Below are 17,065 nucleotides of genomic sequence, written 5' to 3' on the forward strand. Positions count from 1 at the left end.
CTGCTATAATGACTGGTAGATTAAACGGAGGAGAAACCATGCAAATAATTAAGCACCTAACAGGACTAACACTTACAACTTCCCAAGCACACGTTAACGTTGATGAACTAACGGATAAAACAACTCCTGTAGTTATTAGTCACCTCACCCCGTCAGTGATTACTTTCCTACAGCATCCTGCAACTCCGCCCGTTTTTATTTCTCAAGATCTCTATGAACTCCTTCAAATTTTGATCGTAACCGGGGTACTTAAGCTTTCACTTAAAGGGGTCCAAATTATGCCTACCGGGTACCCCACAATAATCGGCGATCTGAAAATCACCCCATTTCCAAACGATGATGGTCTATGGGGAAGTACCGCACTCCTTATTAAAGACACCGAAACAACTATTGGATTCTGTGCAACCTTTACGCCCCATGGAAATAAGAAAAAACGGCTAAAGAAATGGAAGCGGCACTTCCGCGATGCTCACATCAAGCAGTTCTATTTCCTGGCCACTACGCTTGACACTCACCAGGAGGCCCCCGGAATCTTTGAGCCTGACCGAGTTCTTAATCTACTATCAACGGATTCCCACCAAACCGTCTCCCCCGCGTACGGTCGGGTGCTCCAGTTTCTGTTCCGCCGGGTGGACCACCAGCTCCCGGTTCAAACCGCCACCCACCCAACAATTCAACTGGCAACCACCGTTCCGGTTAGTCCGGTTGCAACCGCACCAACAGTTGCCGAATTACACGATATTGTGACGGTCCTGCAGGCGTCCCCGGTTCTTCTGGGAACGCCGAATGAACGGGTATCCCTCGCAAAGCAGCTCAACCTGTCGGAAAGCTAGAACTGTCCCGCACTACTTAGAATGAAATAACGGATTGAAATAGCAAAAGAAGTTGGGAACGAGTCCCAACTTCTTTTTACTAGTTAACTTTTTGAAGTTTAACGTGGTACGTCATATCAGTTTCCTTAACGTGCCACCGTGCAGTAAGCACCCTTCCGTGGTCCGAACGCTTTACGTGTTGCAATTCAATTGCTGGATCATTATCCCTATCATTCAGAATAATTTCATTCTGTGATGGTTTGACCTCATACTTTGGATAATTTTCAAGGTCATCAAGGAATGATCTAACCCGCCGACGCCACCGCGCACGGTCATGATGCCCATCAACCGGCAGGAAGGTGAAGTGCTGCCCCTCGTCTCCGGTATTCATATATGCATTATTAGTATGAAAAATTATCCGGGCATGTTGGGTGTAATCAAAACCTAGAACTTCACCCTTAATCGTGACGCGGTATTCGTTACCACAAATAGTGGCCCGTAGGTTTGGTGAGAGCCGACATAATCCCCAATTAAGGAATATTCCAGCAAGGAGTACAGCATTAACCGCAATCCCAATAATCCAGAACGGCTTACTTGACGGTCGCTTACCGACCTCTTCTCCTGCAAGCGTCTCAGCCTGCCCATTCGGGTATATCACAACGGGGATTGATGCCGTGGCACTGTGGAACTCCCGCTTTAACTGCAGGTAGAAACACACCTTCGTTAAGTACTGATACGTTGAAACAAACATCATTAGTAAAATAGCAACAATACACCCTGCTACTACGGGAATAATACTCGAACCCCATAACAGAAAAACTTGGTTAAGCCGTTGTAAGAAGAGGGCAACGATAAATCCGACTAATACAACTGGAAGTTCCCAGTTCATGAAACTTAAATCAAGAATAAACAGGTCTTCCTTCCACCCGTTCATCAACCGGCGACTTTCATTAATACACTGCCGGGCCGTCACCTTTTCCCCTGCCTCAACGTGTTCGCGCATAATTAACAGTGTCTGCGAATATGCATACTCCTTTGCCCATCCTAAGGGAACAAAGAAAAGCTGCCAGAAGAACGTCCAAATAAACAGTAGCAACGAAACCCGTAATGTTAGCCAAAAATAGCCTGCCGTAAACGGGGTAACAAAGAGATGGAACCAGTGCTGCGGACGCTTCTTGGTTTTCGCCCACTCCAGCATCAAGAAACACAGCCCCGTGCTAAAGTAAGAAGAAATAATAGCTCCTAATAATATCCCCAATAATAGACCTACTGCCAAAGCAATCGCTGACGCACTAGTAGAATCGCCATTAAAGAAGAGTGTAATGAATTTTGCACAGCATGCAACTAAAAGTCCACAGCCAAAAACACAAACAAAAGCTATCACAAGGCCTGCAAAGGAATAAAGTGCCCCCATCCACAAGTTATTACGGAGTAGGTCCTTTGCCTGCTGCTTTAACTCAGAACGATTCAATTCATTTTCCTCCTATCGTAAAACATACCGTAACCAGTTATCCTTATGAAACACCAGCTTGTCCGTTGGTACAAAAATCATGATTCCTAACAGGCATCCCAGCATAATTAGTCCGAGTAAATCCAGAACCATCATAAACACAAAGGTAACAACCAGACCAATAAACGCTGCCCAGCCCTTAACTCCTGCATCGCGAAACCGCCGAATAATAACGGGAACTAAGGATAAAATAATTACCCACGTCAAGACGTTTTCAACTACATTAGAAATGTTTCCATACTGCCAGTACGTCGTTAGCCCGTCCAAAATATTTTGCATAAATGCTATTACGACAAACGCACCAATCAATGTCCACGCTAACCCGCGCCGCGTTGTTCGACCCTTAAAGTTAAACAGCCCGTGAAAATAATCGCTTCCAGCTTGCCGGAAGGTCACCTTTCCGTGCTCATCAATCCTCTTCATTAGAATTAACTCCTCACTTTCATACGATATGGAAAATAATAACTTAATTTAATGTATCATATTTTGCTGACCTTTTATAGTTTCTTAAAGAATTATTCGTCAACCATTTTTAACACTGAGAATCGTATATCGGCATAAAAAAAGGACGTGATGCTCACCACGTCCTTTCTAGCAATTAACAATAATTGTTACTTAATCTGACCCATAACTTCGTCAACAAAGTTATCAGCCTGCTTTTCAATTCCTTCACCAACTTCGTAACGGACAAAGGATTCAACCTTGCCACCCTTCGAAGCAACGTACTTACCTACCTTCTGGTCAGAATCCTTAACGAATTCCTGGTCGTCCAGGCAAATCTCACCGAAGAACTTGTTCATCCGGCCCATCACCATCTTTTCAACGATCTTCTCCGGCTTGCCTTCGTTCTTGGCCTCTTCAGTCAGCACTTCTTTTTCGTGAGCGACAACATCAGCCGGAACCTCATCGCGGTTAACGTACTTCGGGTTGATAGCAGCAACGTGCATTGCAACGTCCTTAGCCGTTTCATCGTCCGCCCCGTTAACCTTAACGAGAGAAGCAATCTTTCCGCCCATGTGGATGTATGCGCCGAAGTGTTCGTCATCGTTCTTCTCAACAACCGCAAACCGCCGCAGAGAAATCTTTTCCCCGATTACGGCCGTGGCTTCAACGATTTCGTCATTGATTGTCCCCTTGTCCGTCTTAACCTGAAGGGCAGCCTCAACGTCTACCGGCTTTTCAGCAGCAATCACCGCGCCAATGTGCTTAACCAGCGTCTTGAACTGGTCGTTTGCAGCAACGAAGTCCGTTTCAGCGTTAACTTCAAGGATTGCAGCGGTGTTACCATCAATCACAACGTCAGCTAATCCTTCAGCAGCAACCCGGTCGCTCTTCTTGGCAGCCTTAGCCATGCCCTTTTCACGTAAGAAGTCCGTTGCCTTGTCCATGTCACCGTCACACGCAACCAGCGCCTTCTTGGCGTCCATCATTCCAACACCCGTCTTATCACGGAGTTCCTTAACCTGCTTTGCAGAAATACTTGCCATTTTTGTGGCCTCCCTTTCTTCTAGTTCATTGTTAATAAAAAGCCGCCTCGTTCGGGCTTAACGCCCTCCCGAGACAGCCCAAGATTGTTGATTAATTATTCAGCATCCTTCTTGTCGTTGTCACCTTCAACGGCCTCAACGATGTCTTCAATTGAGTCAGCCTTAGCATCATCCTTGTTATTGAATGATTCTTCAGTAACATCGTTGTCGTCTTCACCCTGACGACCTTCAACGATTGCGTCAGCCATCTTTGAAGTAATCAGACGAACGGCCCGGATAGCGTCATCGTTTGACGGAATCTTAACGTCGATTTCATCCGGATCAGCGTTCGTGTCGACCATGGCAACAATCGGAATGTTCAGCTTCTGGGCTTCCTTAACGGCAATCCGTTCCTTCCGCGGGTCAACGATGAACAGAACGTCTGGAATCCGCGGCATGTCTTCAATCCCGCCAAGGAACTTCTGCAGGCGGTCACGCTGCTTTTCTAACTTAGCAACTTCCTTCTTTGGAAGCCGGTCAAACGTACCGTCTTCAGCCATCTTCTTGATCTGCTTTAACCGCTTGATCCGGGTCTGGATTGTATTCCAGTTAGTCAACGTTCCCCCTAACCAACGATGGTTAACGTAGAACTGACCACACCGCTTAGCCTCTTCTTCAATTGAGTCCTGGGCCTGCTTCTTGGTACCTACAAACAGAACAACGCCGTCGTTTGCGGCAACATCCTTCATGTAGTCGTAGGCTTCATCAATTAACTTAACCGTCTTCTGTAAATCAATGATGTAGATCCCGTTCCGTTCGGTGAAGATGTATTCCTTCATTTTTGGATTCCACCGGCGGGTTTGGTGACCAAAGTGAACCCCGGCTTCAAGCAACTGCTTCATGGTAATAACTGCCATTGAAATTCCCTCCATATTGTTTTTGCTTCCTCCGGTCTCCACGAAGACAAGGACTCATCCGAGCACCCCCGCTTTCATCCACCGGAGTGTAAACTAGCGTTGCCGAACAACGCCTTTTTTAGTCTACCGGATTTGTTCCCAAAATTCAACGCCTTTCGGAAACAATTACGCCATGTTGGCGTAAAAAACACACTTTTGCGTGGCGGGATTGATGTTTGAACGCATACTCCGCTTTTAAGGCTGCTGATTTAGTTGAATATTCCTCAGAATAAATCATCTTTACCGGTCGCCGGGTACGGGTATACTTGGCCCCCCGTCCGCTGTTATGCATAGCAAGCCGATGTTTTTTGTCCGTCGTAAACCCACCGTACAGCGTCTGGTCGGCGCACAGCAGGACGTAAAAGTAATATTTTTGTTCACTGGTGGGCGTCACCGTACAACATCTCCCTCACTGCTGGCGTATACTGCCCGTCCTTCCCGTAAGTTAGCACTGGTGGTTCAAACCGCATGCCTCCCGGACGGCCATCCTTAATCCCTTCGACCAGCACAATGTTGGCGTCCCGGCCCGCCTTCGGGTAAACCAACCGTACCCGTTTAGGCGCAAGTCGGTATTCTCTCATCAGCATAATCAATTCACCTAGTCTGTCCGGTCGATGCACCAAATAAGCATGCCCATTTGTTTTTAAAAGCCCACTAGTTATTCGAATAACCTGCTCAAGGGTTACCGTTAACTCGTGACGAGCAACGGCAAGGTACCGGTTGGGGTTTTTCTTACTTGCCGGGGTTACCGGAAAGTACGGGGGATTACACGTAACCGTATCTACCGAATCCTTAGGAATCCGCGTAAACGCATCATTCAGGTCTAACGTTAATACCCGCATCCGGTTTTCTAAATTATTTAGCAAAACACTGCGCCGGGCCATATCAGCTAACCGGGGCTGAAGCTCAACAGCAGTAATGGTGGCCCGGGTTTTTGCTGATAAAAACAGTCCCACTGCGCCGTTCCCCGCGCAGAGGTCAACAACTTGCCCGGTTCTTTTCAGTATAGGGCGGGCAAAGTCCGCTAGAAGCACCGCGTCAAGGGAAAACGAAAAAACACTTGGGCTTTGAATAATTCGAATGTCGTGGGCATATAACTGATCAATCCGCTCATCTGACTGTAACCTTACCTGCACTACTTCCCCTCCGTTTCACCAGTTCCTTCTTGCACCCGGTACAAAAATCCGGCATACTAGTCATGATTTAATTTTACCATTACATGCGAAAGGAATGACCACCGTGTTTTTCTCGTTTATCCGTTTTATCGGAACCACGTTTCTCCGAATCATTAACGGAGCACCCCGCGTTTTAAATAAAGAATGCCTTCCTGAGGGAAACTACATTCTTGTTGCTCCGCACCGCGCCTGGTTTGACATGGTCTACCTCTCATGGGCAGCAACCCCTAAACAATTTTGCTACATGGCCAAGAAGGAGCTCTTCAAAAACCCACTCTTGCGTTGGTTGATTACCCACCTCAACGCCTTTCCGGTTGACCGGAGTAAACCAGGCATGAAGGCAATTAAAACCCCCGTTAAGTGGCTGAAAGAACGGGATATCTCCCTCATTATGTTTCCGTCCGGAACCCGTCACTCCCAAAAGTTAAAGGGTGGCGTACTTCTCATCGCCAAAATGGCCAACGTCCCAATTGTCCCCGCCGTTTACCAAGGCCCCCTCACATTCCGGGACATATTAAAACGCCACAAATCAACCATTGCGTTTGGTAACCCGATCACCGTTGGGCAAGGACGCCTTAGTAAAGACAAACAAGCTCTGATCCTTGAACAAATGAATACTGCTTTCCAGCAGCTTGATAACCAAATCGATCCAAATTATGTTTACCAGGATCCCACTAAAACTAAAAAACAATGATCAAATGTGAATAAAAATAAAGGGGTTGGGGCGTTAAGCCCTAACCTCTTTACTTCTGATGGATAACCTAGTGCCAAAATAAACGGGCTGAATTGACTCGCTGCTTTACGATTTTCCCTATACCCGTTTTCTTCGCCCCTACATCCCGATAATTAGTTTTGCTTCTTGTAGCTGGCCTTCATTGCTGTCATCATTTGGTGCAATTTCTTTTCTGACGGGCGTTGTCCCATCTGAACCATCATCGTCCGTAACATTTGCTCGTTAAACGGCGGGTTATTTTTGAAGTAATTTTCCATGTATTTCCGGGTAAAAAAGAAGCCCCCTACAAATCCGCCAACTACGCCAATTACTACAATTAGAATCCATATCCCTGTTGACATCCTAAAATTCCCCTTTCTAAACTTTCACCTAACAATTCTACATAATAATAAGAAGCGGAGCAACACCCGCTTCACTTAATCGTCCCGGAGCCCGCGGTCCCGCTGAATCTGCTTAACCTTTTCGGGCGTGACCTCTTTTCCGTTTTTATCATATACCTGTAACATTTCAACCTGACTCCGAAAGTTTGCGCGAAACCGTGCTAGGTAATCTTCCCGCAGTCGTTTTTGTTCAGCCTGCTCCTCTACGGTAAGCCCCGTCGCCTTTTTCTTCCGGGCTAATTCATTAATCCGATCAATTAAGTCCTGCGGAATCTTCCCCTGTCGTTCATCTGCCACTGTCCACTCCTCCTTTGTTTACACATTTATCACCATTTATTTTACCGAAAACCGCGGAGTGGTACAAGCATGGTGCGAACATCCGTTTGCACCACAGCGTTCTTCTATGGTATCCTAGCGATAGAGAGTACTTATTATAGGAGTTATAAAATGTCTCAACCAACCGAAAAGCGGCAGATTGCCGTCTTACGCTATATCTATGATCACGTTAATGAACAGGGGTACCCGCCAACCGTACGAGAAATTTGTCAGGCTGTTAGCCTCTCGTCAACTTCAACCGTTCACGGCCACCTTGCTCGTCTTGAAAAGAAGGGTTATCTTCAGCGGGATCCTACTAAACCCCGGGCCATTGAAGTTACCGTTGCTGGAAAAGAAGTATTAGGAATTCGCCCCCACGCTAAACAAATTCCAGTAATTGGAACCGTTACGGCGGGGCAACCAATCTTAGCAATCGAAGATACGGATGAGTTTTTCCCGCTTCCCCCGGAATTTAGTTCCGCCGAAGACCTGTTTATGCTAACAATTCGTGGTGAGAGTATGATAAAAGCGGGGATTCTTGACGGAGATAAGGTAATTGTACGCAAGCAACGTTTTGCTGATAACGGCGATATTATTATTGCCATGACAGCCGAAAACGAAGCAACGTGCAAACGGTTCTTTAAAGAAAAGGATCATATCCGGCTACAGCCTGAGAATGATACCATGGCACCGATTATTCTTCCTGACATTACCATTCTCGGAAAAGTTATCGGTCTTTATCGTAATACAATTTAATTATTGGGGGACTTCATATGAAAATTACAGTTCCACTCGTTAACGGGCATCTTGCTGACCGGTTTGGAAGCCGAGCGCCCCAAACAGACCAAGTTGCTAATCATCCGGTACGGTCGTTTCCGGTAACATTTACCGGTTTCCCAAAAACAACCAAAACGCTGGCCCTTACCCTTGTTGACTATGATTCTATTCCCGTATGTGGGTTTGCTTGGATCCACTGGACCCTTGCCAATCTTCCCGCAACAACTCCTGTATTGCCCGAAGATGCAAGCCGACAACTCGCTGCCCAGTTCATTCAGGGAAAGAATAGTAATGCCAGTAGGTTTGTGACTGCCCCATCAGAAATTTGCCAAGGATATACGGGACCGCGACCACCGCACGGCGTTCATGACTACCTTCTTACAGGATATGCGCTGGACACATTCCTCCCCCTCCCACAAGGATACTGGATGAATGAATTACTGCACGCCATGGAGGGCCACGTCCTTGACACCGCCCGGATACCTCTTCCATATTCTGCTGATTAACCCCAAACGAAAGAAGCGAGCATAATAAAAAGAGCAACGGGAGGGACAGTAAGTCCCTCCCGTTGCTCTTTTTACATAACTATTTTCTTACTCTTTTTGCATTGCTGACAGCATTTCCTGCGCATGTTTCTGGGTTAATGGTGTCACCGTGCTCCCAGCTAACATCCGGGCAATCTCATCAACCCGCTGCGCATCGTTTAACACTGTTAGGTGCGTGGTTGTACGCCCTGCCCGCACCATTTTTTCAATGTAATAGTGATGCTGCGCAATTGATGCCACCTGAGGCAAATGAGTAATACAAAGTACCTGCGAATTAGTGGCAATCTGGTAAATTTTTTCAGCAATCGCCTGCGCTACCCGGCCGCTTACTCCGGTATCCACCTCATCAAAAATGATACTGGTAACGTTTTTCCGGTGTGCAAAAATTGTCTTTAACGCCAGCATTATCCGGGACAACTCTCCACCCGAAGCAATTTTCGCCAGCGGACCAATTTCTTCCCCTGGATTAGTCTGAACGTAAAATTCAACCCCATCCTGACCGTTAAATGTTAGCTTTTCTTTACTAAAACGGACTTTAAAAATAACCTTGTTCATGTACAACGCCGCCAATTCAACATGGATCGCCTGTTCAAGTCGCTGGGCCGCTTTTTTCCGGGCAGTAGTCAGTTGGTCTGCAAGGGTTTGCGCCTTTTTCTTAATGGATTGCACGCCTCGCTCAAGGGACTGAAGGTCAGCATCCTCTCCTTGCATCGTCGTAAGCTCCCGCTTAATTTTCTCGTAATGTTCTAACACAGCCGCAATTGAGTCACCATATTTCCGCTTTAATTGGTGGATTACTTCCAAACGCTGTTCAATTTCATCAAGGCGGCCTTCGTCCCATGCCGAATTATCACGTTCATCCGCAATATCCCGCTCGACGTCCTGCAGGCTATAAAACGCCGCACCGACTGTTTCGCTAATCTGCGTTAACCGGTCGCTATACTGGGCCACCTGCTCTAGCTCATCCATTGCCGTCCCCAAATGGCCGAGGACATCTGCCTGACCGTTAAGTAACTGATAACTATGCTCAAGCGCATCGTGAATCGCCTGGTAGTTAACAAGGCGCTCCTTTTCAGCAGCCAATTCCTCCTCTTCGCCTGGTTTTAAGTGGGCTGCTTCAATTTCCTTTACTTGAAAATCAAGCATATCAAGTCGTTGGGCCCACGCTTGTTCATCCTTTTTTCGCTGGTTAAGGGCCTGCTGTTGTTGCTCATAATCCTTATAGACAGCCTGGTAACGCTCCCGGAGTGTGTTCGTTTCCTGCGCATACTCGTCAAGCAATCCTAAGTGTGTCTCGGGTCGCATCAGCTCTTGGTGTTCATTTTGGCCGTGAATATCAATCAAACGTTCCCCGACCGCTCGTAACGTTGCCAAATTTACCAGGGTCCCGTTCACACGACATACGTTCCGGCCCGCCCGGGTAAGGTTTCTTTCAAGGAGAATTTCACCGTCATTAACAGAAATTCCCCTGTCCGTTAACTCTTGAACAACCGGTGCATCTACTGGGACAACAAAAAGACCACGTAAAACCGCCCTTTGAGCCCCTTTCCTAATAAATTCGCTAAGGCCCCGTCCCCCAGCAAGAAGCCCAAGGGCATCAATGATAATGGATTTCCCTGCTCCTGTTTCTCCTGTAAGCACGGTCATTTGGTCATAAAAAGTAACGTTTAACTGCTCAATAATCGCAAAATCATGAATTTCTAACTCCTGGAGCATGCCCTACACCTCCTTACTCCAAGCCATAACCTGATCCGCAAACTGCTTAGCGACCGCCGGATTATTCATAAATACCACCACCATAGCATCGTTTGCTAATGCTGCAAAAACCGTTGGAAACTGCGCTTGCTCAATTAAATGCGCTAACGCCGGGCCATTTCCGGGGAGAACCTGGAGGGCACACATTGAGTCGTGCACCCGAATTCCCACCAAAGCCCCCCGAACCGTTCGTTCAAGGCGAGGTAAGACGGGGGAACCTTCTGCTGTTGGAAGCCGGTAATATCCAACTCCCGCCGCGTTCGTCGCCTTTTCAACCCGGAGTGCAGTTAAATCCCGGGACACCGTCGCCTGCGTAACGTGAATTCCCTGGTGTGCAAGGGCCGTAACAATTTCTGCTTGGTTGTGGTACTGCCCATCCTGCAATAACCGTTTTACGGCTTGTTGCCGTGCCTGACGTTGCATTCAATCACCTACTTTAACGTTGCGTGTGCCTGTTTCACAACAGCCACCGGATCAATTGCAGGATCAATGGTTGCGGTGGTCGCCGTTGCTTGTAAATCAACCAAAAACTCGATATTCCCGTGCCCCCCAGTAATCGGGGAAAAGTCCAGGTGGCACACGTTAAATCCCGCTTCCGTTGCCATAACCATTACATGCTGGAGCACATCACAATGAACAGCTGGCTCACGAACAATTCCGTGTTTTCCAACCCGATCACGCCCTGCTTCAAACTGGGGCTTAATTAACGCTACCACGTGTCCCCCATCCTTAATAATTGCGTGCAGCGGGGGAAGAATTAACCCCAACGAAATAAATGAAACGTCAATTGAAGCAAATTCCGGTTGCCCGTGGGTAAAATCAGCAGGTTTACTGTACCGAAAATTGGTATTTTCCATAACAACAACCCGGGGATCCTGCCGCAGTTGCCACACCAGTTGGTTGGTTCCCACATCAAGGGCATAACTAAGTTGCGCCCCTTTTTGGAGCATCACATCCGTAAACCCTCCCGTGGACGAACCAATGTCAAGCACCGTTCGGTTACGGACACTAAGGTGAAAAACCTTCAACGCCTTAGCGAGCTTGAGCCCCCCCCGACTAACGTATGGCATTTTAGTTCCCTTAAAATGAAGTTTCGTTGTCGGGTCAATTTTCACTCCTGGTTTATCAAGGCGTTCTTCATTCGCTCCTAAAATTTCACCGGCCATCACCGCACGCTTGGCTTGCTCGCGCGTTGCAAACAGTCCCTGTTTAACTAATAAAACATCAACCCGTTCCTTCGTCATTGCACCTCATCCTCAAAATACCGCAGCATTTCGCCAAGTAACGTTCCGTCAAGACCAACCCGTTCCATTTGCCGGACACAACGCCGAGCCGCCATTACCGCTATGGTTAATTGTTCCCGCGCACCGGCCATACCAAGTAATCCCGGGTAAGTATTTTTATGAGCAATAGCATCCTTATTTACTGCCTTTCCCAATTGCTCCTGTGTCCCGGTGACATCAAGAATATCATCATAAATCTGAAAAGCTAGCCCAAAGTGTGCCCCATATTCACTTATCAAATCAATTACCGCCCGGGATTGGTCACTTAAAACCGCTCCCGCATAGCACGCATATTTAATTAGGACTCCGGTTTTCCCCCGGTGCAACCGCTGTAATTGTGGGAGTGTTAATTTTTTACCGGTATTAGTCACATCAAGCGTTTGTCCTGCTACCATTCCTTCAGGTCCAGCTGCCCGGGCCAACGCACTGACAAGCTTCGTTGTAGTAACAGTTGGTAATTCCGCCCGAGTAACTAAGTCAAAAGCCGCTGTTAGTAACCCATCACCTGCCAAAATTGCAACCGCTTCACCAAATTTTTTATGGCTTGTCGGTTGTCCCCGCCGTAAATCATCATTATCCATTGCGGGCAAATCATCGTGAATTAGCGAATACGTATGCAATAATTCAAGGCTAGCCGCAACCTGTAAGGCGGCTTTATCCGCCCGCTGACCGCAACTTACCGCGGTTGCAAGTACTAACAAGGGGCGGATACGCTTTCCTCCAGCCATCACGGAATACTTCATTGCATCTCGGAGCTGAGCAGGAGCTGCTAATCCGTCTAAGTACGTGGTTAAGGTTTCGTCAATGAGCGGTAACATTTGCTGCTCAAAATTCATTAGAACGCTACTACTTTGCATCATGGTACGTATCCCGCTGGTAGTCTGTTTCATTTCCGTCCGGGCCAATAATTTGTGTCATCATTTGTTCCGCGTCGGCTAACTTATGCTGTAATTTTTTGCTCAGGGTGACCCCCTGTTTAAACTTTGCAAGGGAATCGTCAAGCGTTAGGTCGCCTTGCTCCAACTGCTTAACAATTTGTTCGAGCTGACTTAGCTGCTCCTCAAACGTTGGTTGTTTTACTGCCACCATTATCATTCCTTTCAATTTGTTCAATCCGCGCCGTCGCTTGTCCCGTGCTCATATGCAAGCACACCTGGTCATCCGGTTCAAACGTTGTTACGTCCCGAACAACCTGGCCAGCAGCATCGGTTACGTATGCGTATCCCCGTGTCATAATTTTCAGTGGACTCAACGCATCAAGCTGTCCAACCAACTGCCCCGCTTGGTGCTGCTTGGTTTGAATCAACCGGGACTCATCCGTTTGCAGCCGGTGAGCCAACGCCTGTGCCCGCTGCTTCCATGCCGCCACCTTAGTCTGAGGGGACTGGCGTTGAAGACGCGTTGTTATTGTCATCACACGTCTTTGTAATTCCTTCAACCGTGTTGTTTGGCAGTTTTCTAATCTAAGCATTAGTTGATCAAGCGTCTGTCCCCGCTGTTCGAAAAGCCGGTGCGGGTGCTGTAAAGCAGGTGCGGTTATCAGTTGTTGAACCCGCTTAGTTTGGTAATGAAGCGTCTTATTTTCCGCCCGTACCATCCGATTTCGCATTTCAATAATATTAGCAATTTCATCAGTTAACACGGGGGTAGCAATTTCTGCCGCCGCGGTAGGAGTTGCTACCCGACAGTCTGCTACTAAATCAGCAATGGTTGTATCCGTTTCGTGCCCAACCGATGAGATTACGGGAATCTTACTAGCGACGATTGCCCGCGCAACTTCCTCTTCGTTAAACGGCCAGAGGTCTTCAATGGATCCTCCGCCCCGCCCGATAATAATCGTATCAAAGTTTTCCCGGGCATTGACCTCCTTTAGACGACCAACAAGGGAGGCCGCCGCCTGCTTCCCCTGAACAGCCGCCGGAAAAAGGACCAACTGCACAATTGGATAGCGGCGGTTAACGGTAGTCATAATATCCTTAATTACCGCCCCGGATTGGCTAGTAATGACCGCAATCCGCCGAGGAAACCGCGGAATCGGCCGCTTAGGGCGATCAAATAATCCTTCCGCCTTCAGCTTTGCCTTTAACTGTTCATAAGCCTGATAAAGAGCACCGATGCCCTGGGGCTCCATGTGGTCAATGATCAACTGGTACCGTCCACTTTTTTCATACACATCAACCCGCCCCGTCGCAAGTACCTTCATCCCCTCTTCGGGTTTAAACTTAACCTTTTGGTACGCCCCCGCGTACATTACCACCTCAAGGACCGCATCCTTATCCTTTAAGCTGAAGTACTGGTGCCGCGACCGTTCCCGAAAATTAGAAATCTCTCCCGTCACATACACTCGCTCAAGGTACGGATCCGCCGTAAATTTTCGGTGGATATAACGGGTCAGTTGCCCGACTGTTAGGTATTCATGCTCACTTGTCATTATGGGTATTCCTTTCAGCAAACTCGACCACCTGTTTCATTAACATTGCAATGGTCATTGGGCCAACTCCCCCCGGAACGGGCGTAATGTAACCTGCTTTCTGGGCAACATCATCCTGGGCAACATCGCCGACAAGTTTTCCAGCAGCATTCCTATTCATCCCCACGTCAATTACAATAGCGCCATCTTTAACGTAATCCGCGGTAATCATTTCAGATTTTCCAACTGCGGCAATTAAAATGTCTGCCTGCCGGGTAATTGCCGCCAAATCCTTCGTATGACTATGGGCAATTGTCACCGTTGCATCATGATTCAACATCAGCGCTGCCATGGGACGGCCAACTATATTACTCCGCCCAACAATTACCACGTGCTGTCCGGCAACTTCAATCTTCTCAGCAGCAAGGAGCGCCATGATCCCCCGGGGCGTACATGGTAAGGAATTTGGTTCATTCATGAACAAGTGACCCATGTTAATGGGATGAAAACCGTCAACATCTTTCCGGGGATCGATTTCCCGCTCGACCGTATCTTCGTTAATGTGGGGAGGAAGCGGCAACTGAACAAGAATTCCATCAATGGATTCATCCGCATTGTACTTTGCGATTAATTTCAGCAAATCATACTCGCTCGTTTCAGCCGGAAGACGCACATCAAGGGTTTCAATTCCGATTGTCTCCGCTGCCCGCTTCTTATTTCGAATATAGACCTCACTTCCAGTATCGTTCCCTACCAGAATAACTACGAGCTTCGGCACCACGCCACGTTGCTGTAAACGCAACACTTTTTCCTTTAAATCAGCCCGAATTTCCCGGGCCACACTGCGACCATCAAGTATTTTTGCTGTCATCTTTTCACGTCCCTTACTCCACTATTTCCCTGTTATTTTAGCATACTCCCACGTTAAAAGCGGGCGGGGTTAAAACGATAAAACGAATGAAACACGGAGCATAAATTAGGTAGCCAGCACATTCCCGCTTTTCCCTTTTTCCGCGGCCAACACGACAAAAAAGCTGAGATCCATACCCCAGCTTTTCTCACTATTCGCAAACCATTAATCCCAAACTAGTCCTTCAAAATTGCAGCAAGTACCCCGTTAATAAACCGCCGGGATTGGTCGTCGCTAAACTCCTTGGCTAACTGAAGAGCCTCGTTTACAGCCACCTTATTCGGAACATCCGGACAATACTTAATTTCATACGTTGCTAGCCGAAGAAGATTCAAGTCAACCTTGTTTAATCGTTCAAGTGACCACCCCTTCGCCAAGTGCGGGATGATTGCCTGGTCAATTTCCGTTTGGTGCGCTAACACACCCGCAACAAGTCCGCTAAGAAACGCTGGGACGGTTGTTGTCCCTAAAATTCCCTCATACACATCAACTGGTTTTCCTTCAGGATTACTCGTCAGGGCAAACAGTGTCTGAAACGCCACCGCGCGCATTTTATGCCTACTTAACTCCATCGGTACCTTCCTCTTCGTCCGCAAATAAATTATCCGGATCAACCGTTGCCGGCTGCTTTTCGGGCATAATGCCCTCAACATGAACATCGACTTCCTGAATTTCTAATCCAGTCATAAACAAAAGTTGCTGCTTTACCCGTTTTTGAATTTCAAGCGCAGTTTGGGGAATTGAAACGCCGTAAGCCAGGGTAACATACACTGCAACCTGCAGGTGCCCCCCATCATCCTGACTCAATTTAACGCCCTTCCCCAGTGACGACCGCCCTAACAACTCAGAAAAACTCGTGGCCAACGACCCGCTCATGGAAAATACACCATCGACCTGACTAGCGGCAATTCCAATCATAATTTCAACAACTTCTGGCGCAATCCGGATTTGTCCGTTTTCATCACCCGAACCAGCTAAAATAATATTGCTCTCATCAGCCATTACTGTTTCCCCCTATCGCTAAGCCCGTGAAATATACGTCCCGTCCTGGGTATTAATTGTCAACACATCGCCTTCGTTAATGAAGAACGGCACCTGAACAACCAGTCCGGTTTCCATCGTTGCAGGCTTGGAACCACCAGAAGCGGTATTCCCTTTAATCGTTGGTTCGGTCTCCTTAACTTCCAAGTCAACCGTGTTTGGTAGGTCAACCCCCAACGTTTCACTCCCGTACATCATGATGTTCACTAACATGTTTTCCTTCATGAACTTCAACTCATCTTGAATCTTGTCACCTGGCAATTCAAGCTGTTCATACGTTGTCGTATCCATGAAGACATAGTTATTCCCATCAGCGTACAGGTACTGCATTTGCTTGTTATCAATCTGGGCCTGTTCAACCTTCTCACCAGCACGGAACGTTTTTTCCTGAACAGCACCAGTCCGCAGGTTCTTCAGTTTTGAGCGTACAAATGCTGATCCCTTTCCCGGCTTAACGTGCAGGAACTCAATTACCCGCCACAGTTCGCCGTCAACTTCAATGGTTAATCCAGTCTTAAAATCGTTAACTGAAATCATAATAATTCACTCCATTTAGGGGATACCCCATCCCACCATTTTAATCACACCTAATCATAGCAGGACTAACCCATAAAATGCAAATGGTTATCCTACCGCTGTTAAATTCCAGTATAAAAAGAGAGGTTCATTATATAAATGAACCTCCCAAACAGCTAACCGGAATTATTCAGCAACCGGATAAACGGAAACCTGCTTCTTATCGCGGCCCTTCCGTTCAAACTTAACAACGCCTTCAACCTTAGCGTAAAGGGTGTTGTCACCGCCCATACCGACGTTCTTACCCGGGTAAATATGTGTTCCCCGCTGCCGGTACAGGATTGATCCTCCTGAAACAAACTGGCCATCAGCCCGCTTAGCACCAAGCCGCTTAGCGTTTGAATCACGGCCGTTAGCTGATGAACCGCCCCCCTTTTTGTGGGAGAAGAACTGTAAATCCATTAACATCTGCGCGCACCTC

Annotated in this window: 23 protein-coding genes; 4 read left to right on the forward strand and 19 right to left on the reverse strand. The window is 47.5% G+C overall.

Going from position 1 to position 17,065, the window contains the following annotated elements:
• Nucleotides 1-38: 38 nt before the first annotated feature.
• Nucleotides 39-833, forward strand: a complete 795-nt coding sequence (locus tag ACI3E1_RS03150) for a hypothetical protein (RefSeq protein ID WP_405024226.1) — start codon at nt 39-41, stop codon at nt 831-833.
• Nucleotides 834-912: 79 nt separating this feature from the next.
• On the opposite strand, the gene ACI3E1_RS03155 is transcribed toward ACI3E1_RS03150, so the two are convergent.
• From ACI3E1_RS03155 to ACI3E1_RS03180, 6 genes are all read right to left on the reverse strand, one after another.
• Nucleotides 913-2,283, reverse strand: coding sequence for a DUF975 family protein (locus ACI3E1_RS03155; protein ID WP_405024227.1), 1,371 nt, complete (start codon nt 2,281-2,283; stop codon nt 913-915).
• Between the two features lie 12 nt (nt 2,284-2,295).
• Entirely contained in the window at nt 2,296-2,745 is a 450-nt protein-coding gene (locus ACI3E1_RS03160; RefSeq protein WP_405024228.1) for a DUF805 domain-containing protein, read from the reverse strand.
• Between the two features lie 188 nt (nt 2,746-2,933).
• Nucleotides 2,934-3,809, reverse strand: coding sequence for a translation elongation factor Ts (gene tsf / locus ACI3E1_RS03165; RefSeq protein ID WP_405024229.1), 876 nt, complete (start codon nt 3,807-3,809; stop codon nt 2,934-2,936).
• Between the two features lie 95 nt (nt 3,810-3,904).
• A complete protein-coding gene (gene rpsB / locus ACI3E1_RS03170) occupies nt 3,905-4,705 on the reverse strand; it encodes a 30S ribosomal protein S2 (protein WP_405024230.1) in 801 nt (266 codons plus the stop codon).
• 145 nt (nt 4,706-4,850) lie between these two features.
• A complete protein-coding gene (locus ACI3E1_RS03175; RefSeq protein ID WP_405024231.1) occupies nt 4,851-5,138 on the reverse strand; it encodes a GIY-YIG nuclease family protein in 288 nt (95 codons plus the stop codon).
• Nucleotides 5,122-5,880 carry a tRNA1(Val) (adenine(37)-N6)-methyltransferase gene (locus tag ACI3E1_RS03180; RefSeq protein ID WP_405024232.1) on the reverse strand — a complete coding sequence of 253 codons (759 nt, stop codon included), beginning with the start codon at nt 5,878-5,880 and terminating at the stop codon, nt 5,122-5,124. Before ACI3E1_RS03180 ends, ACI3E1_RS03175 begins: the two co-directional genes overlap by 17 nt.
• A gap of 103 nt (nt 5,881-5,983) precedes the next feature.
• Between ACI3E1_RS03180 and ACI3E1_RS03185 the strand changes: the two genes are divergently transcribed.
• Complete coding sequence (locus tag ACI3E1_RS03185; protein WP_405024233.1) at nt 5,984-6,613, forward strand: lysophospholipid acyltransferase family protein; 630 nt, start codon at nt 5,984-5,986, stop codon at nt 6,611-6,613.
• 152 nt (nt 6,614-6,765) lie between these two features.
• Here the strand turns inward: ACI3E1_RS03185 and ACI3E1_RS03190 are convergent, their stop codons facing one another.
• Both ACI3E1_RS03190 and ACI3E1_RS03195 read right to left on the reverse strand, forming a co-directional pair.
• Complete coding sequence (locus tag ACI3E1_RS03190; RefSeq protein WP_405024234.1) at nt 6,766-6,993, reverse strand: YneF family protein; 228 nt, start codon at nt 6,991-6,993, stop codon at nt 6,766-6,768.
• Nucleotides 6,994-7,068: 75 nt separating this feature from the next.
• Entirely contained in the window at nt 7,069-7,329 is a 261-nt protein-coding gene (locus tag ACI3E1_RS03195) for a DUF896 domain-containing protein (RefSeq protein WP_405024235.1), read from the reverse strand.
• Between the two features lie 150 nt (nt 7,330-7,479).
• Between ACI3E1_RS03195 and lexA the strand changes: the two genes are divergently transcribed.
• Together lexA and ACI3E1_RS03205 are read left to right on the forward strand one after the other, a co-directional pair.
• Nucleotides 7,480-8,103: a transcriptional repressor LexA gene (gene lexA, locus ACI3E1_RS03200; protein WP_405024236.1), complete on the forward strand. Its 624-nt coding sequence runs from the start codon at nt 7,480-7,482 to the stop codon at nt 8,101-8,103.
• 17 nt (nt 8,104-8,120) lie between these two features.
• Nucleotides 8,121-8,630, forward strand: a complete 510-nt coding sequence (locus ACI3E1_RS03205; RefSeq protein ID WP_405024237.1) for a YbhB/YbcL family Raf kinase inhibitor-like protein — start codon at nt 8,121-8,123, stop codon at nt 8,628-8,630.
• An 87-nt stretch (nt 8,631-8,717) separates the two neighbouring features.
• Here the strand turns inward: ACI3E1_RS03205 and recN are convergent, their stop codons facing one another.
• The 11 genes from recN to rpmA form a co-directional block, all read right to left on the reverse strand.
• Nucleotides 8,718-10,385: a DNA repair protein RecN gene (gene recN / locus ACI3E1_RS03210; protein ID WP_405024238.1), complete on the reverse strand. Its 1,668-nt coding sequence runs from the start codon at nt 10,383-10,385 to the stop codon at nt 8,718-8,720.
• Nucleotides 10,386-10,388: 3 nt separating this feature from the next.
• Complete coding sequence (locus tag ACI3E1_RS03215; RefSeq protein WP_405024239.1) at nt 10,389-10,847, reverse strand: arginine repressor; 459 nt, start codon at nt 10,845-10,847, stop codon at nt 10,389-10,391.
• 8 nt (nt 10,848-10,855) lie between these two features.
• Nucleotides 10,856-11,668 carry a TlyA family RNA methyltransferase gene (locus ACI3E1_RS03220; RefSeq protein WP_405024240.1) on the reverse strand — a complete coding sequence of 271 codons (813 nt, stop codon included), beginning with the start codon at nt 11,666-11,668 and terminating at the stop codon, nt 10,856-10,858.
• Nucleotides 11,665-12,567 carry a polyprenyl synthetase family protein gene (locus ACI3E1_RS03225; RefSeq protein WP_405024241.1) on the reverse strand — a complete coding sequence of 301 codons (903 nt, stop codon included), beginning with the start codon at nt 12,565-12,567 and terminating at the stop codon, nt 11,665-11,667. Before ACI3E1_RS03225 ends, ACI3E1_RS03220 begins: the two co-directional genes overlap by 4 nt.
• Nucleotides 12,554-12,793, reverse strand: a complete 240-nt coding sequence (locus ACI3E1_RS03230; protein WP_405024242.1) for an exodeoxyribonuclease VII small subunit — start codon at nt 12,791-12,793, stop codon at nt 12,554-12,556. The genes ACI3E1_RS03225 and ACI3E1_RS03230 overlap by 14 nt, the downstream gene beginning before the upstream one ends.
• A complete protein-coding gene (gene xseA / locus ACI3E1_RS03235) occupies nt 12,768-14,138 on the reverse strand; it encodes an exodeoxyribonuclease VII large subunit (RefSeq protein ID WP_405024243.1) in 1,371 nt (456 codons plus the stop codon). Before xseA ends, ACI3E1_RS03230 begins: the two co-directional genes overlap by 26 nt.
• Nucleotides 14,128-14,988 carry a bifunctional methylenetetrahydrofolate dehydrogenase/methenyltetrahydrofolate cyclohydrolase FolD gene (folD, locus tag ACI3E1_RS03240; protein WP_405024244.1) on the reverse strand — a complete coding sequence of 287 codons (861 nt, stop codon included), beginning with the start codon at nt 14,986-14,988 and terminating at the stop codon, nt 14,128-14,130. The genes xseA and folD overlap by 11 nt, the downstream gene beginning before the upstream one ends.
• A gap of 215 nt (nt 14,989-15,203) precedes the next feature.
• On the reverse strand, nt 15,204-15,599 hold the full coding sequence (gene nusB, locus ACI3E1_RS03245) for a transcription antitermination factor NusB (protein WP_405024245.1): 396 nt from the start codon (nt 15,597-15,599) through the stop codon (nt 15,204-15,206).
• Nucleotides 15,586-16,029: an Asp23/Gls24 family envelope stress response protein gene (locus ACI3E1_RS03250; protein WP_405024246.1), complete on the reverse strand. Its 444-nt coding sequence runs from the start codon at nt 16,027-16,029 to the stop codon at nt 15,586-15,588. Before ACI3E1_RS03250 ends, nusB begins: the two co-directional genes overlap by 14 nt.
• Nucleotides 16,030-16,047: 18 nt before the next feature.
• Entirely contained in the window at nt 16,048-16,605 is a 558-nt protein-coding gene (gene efp, locus ACI3E1_RS03255; protein WP_405024247.1) for an elongation factor P, read from the reverse strand.
• Nucleotides 16,606-16,770: 165 nt separating this feature from the next.
• Nucleotides 16,771-17,052, reverse strand: a complete 282-nt coding sequence (gene rpmA / locus ACI3E1_RS03260; RefSeq protein WP_283581975.1) for a 50S ribosomal protein L27 — start codon at nt 17,050-17,052, stop codon at nt 16,771-16,773.
• Between the last annotated feature and the right edge of the window lie 13 nt (nt 17,053-17,065).

Source organism: Ligilactobacillus sp. LYQ139 (assembly GCF_045033025.1).
In the GTDB taxonomy this organism is placed as follows: domain Bacteria; phylum Bacillota; class Bacilli; order Lactobacillales; family Lactobacillaceae; genus Ligilactobacillus.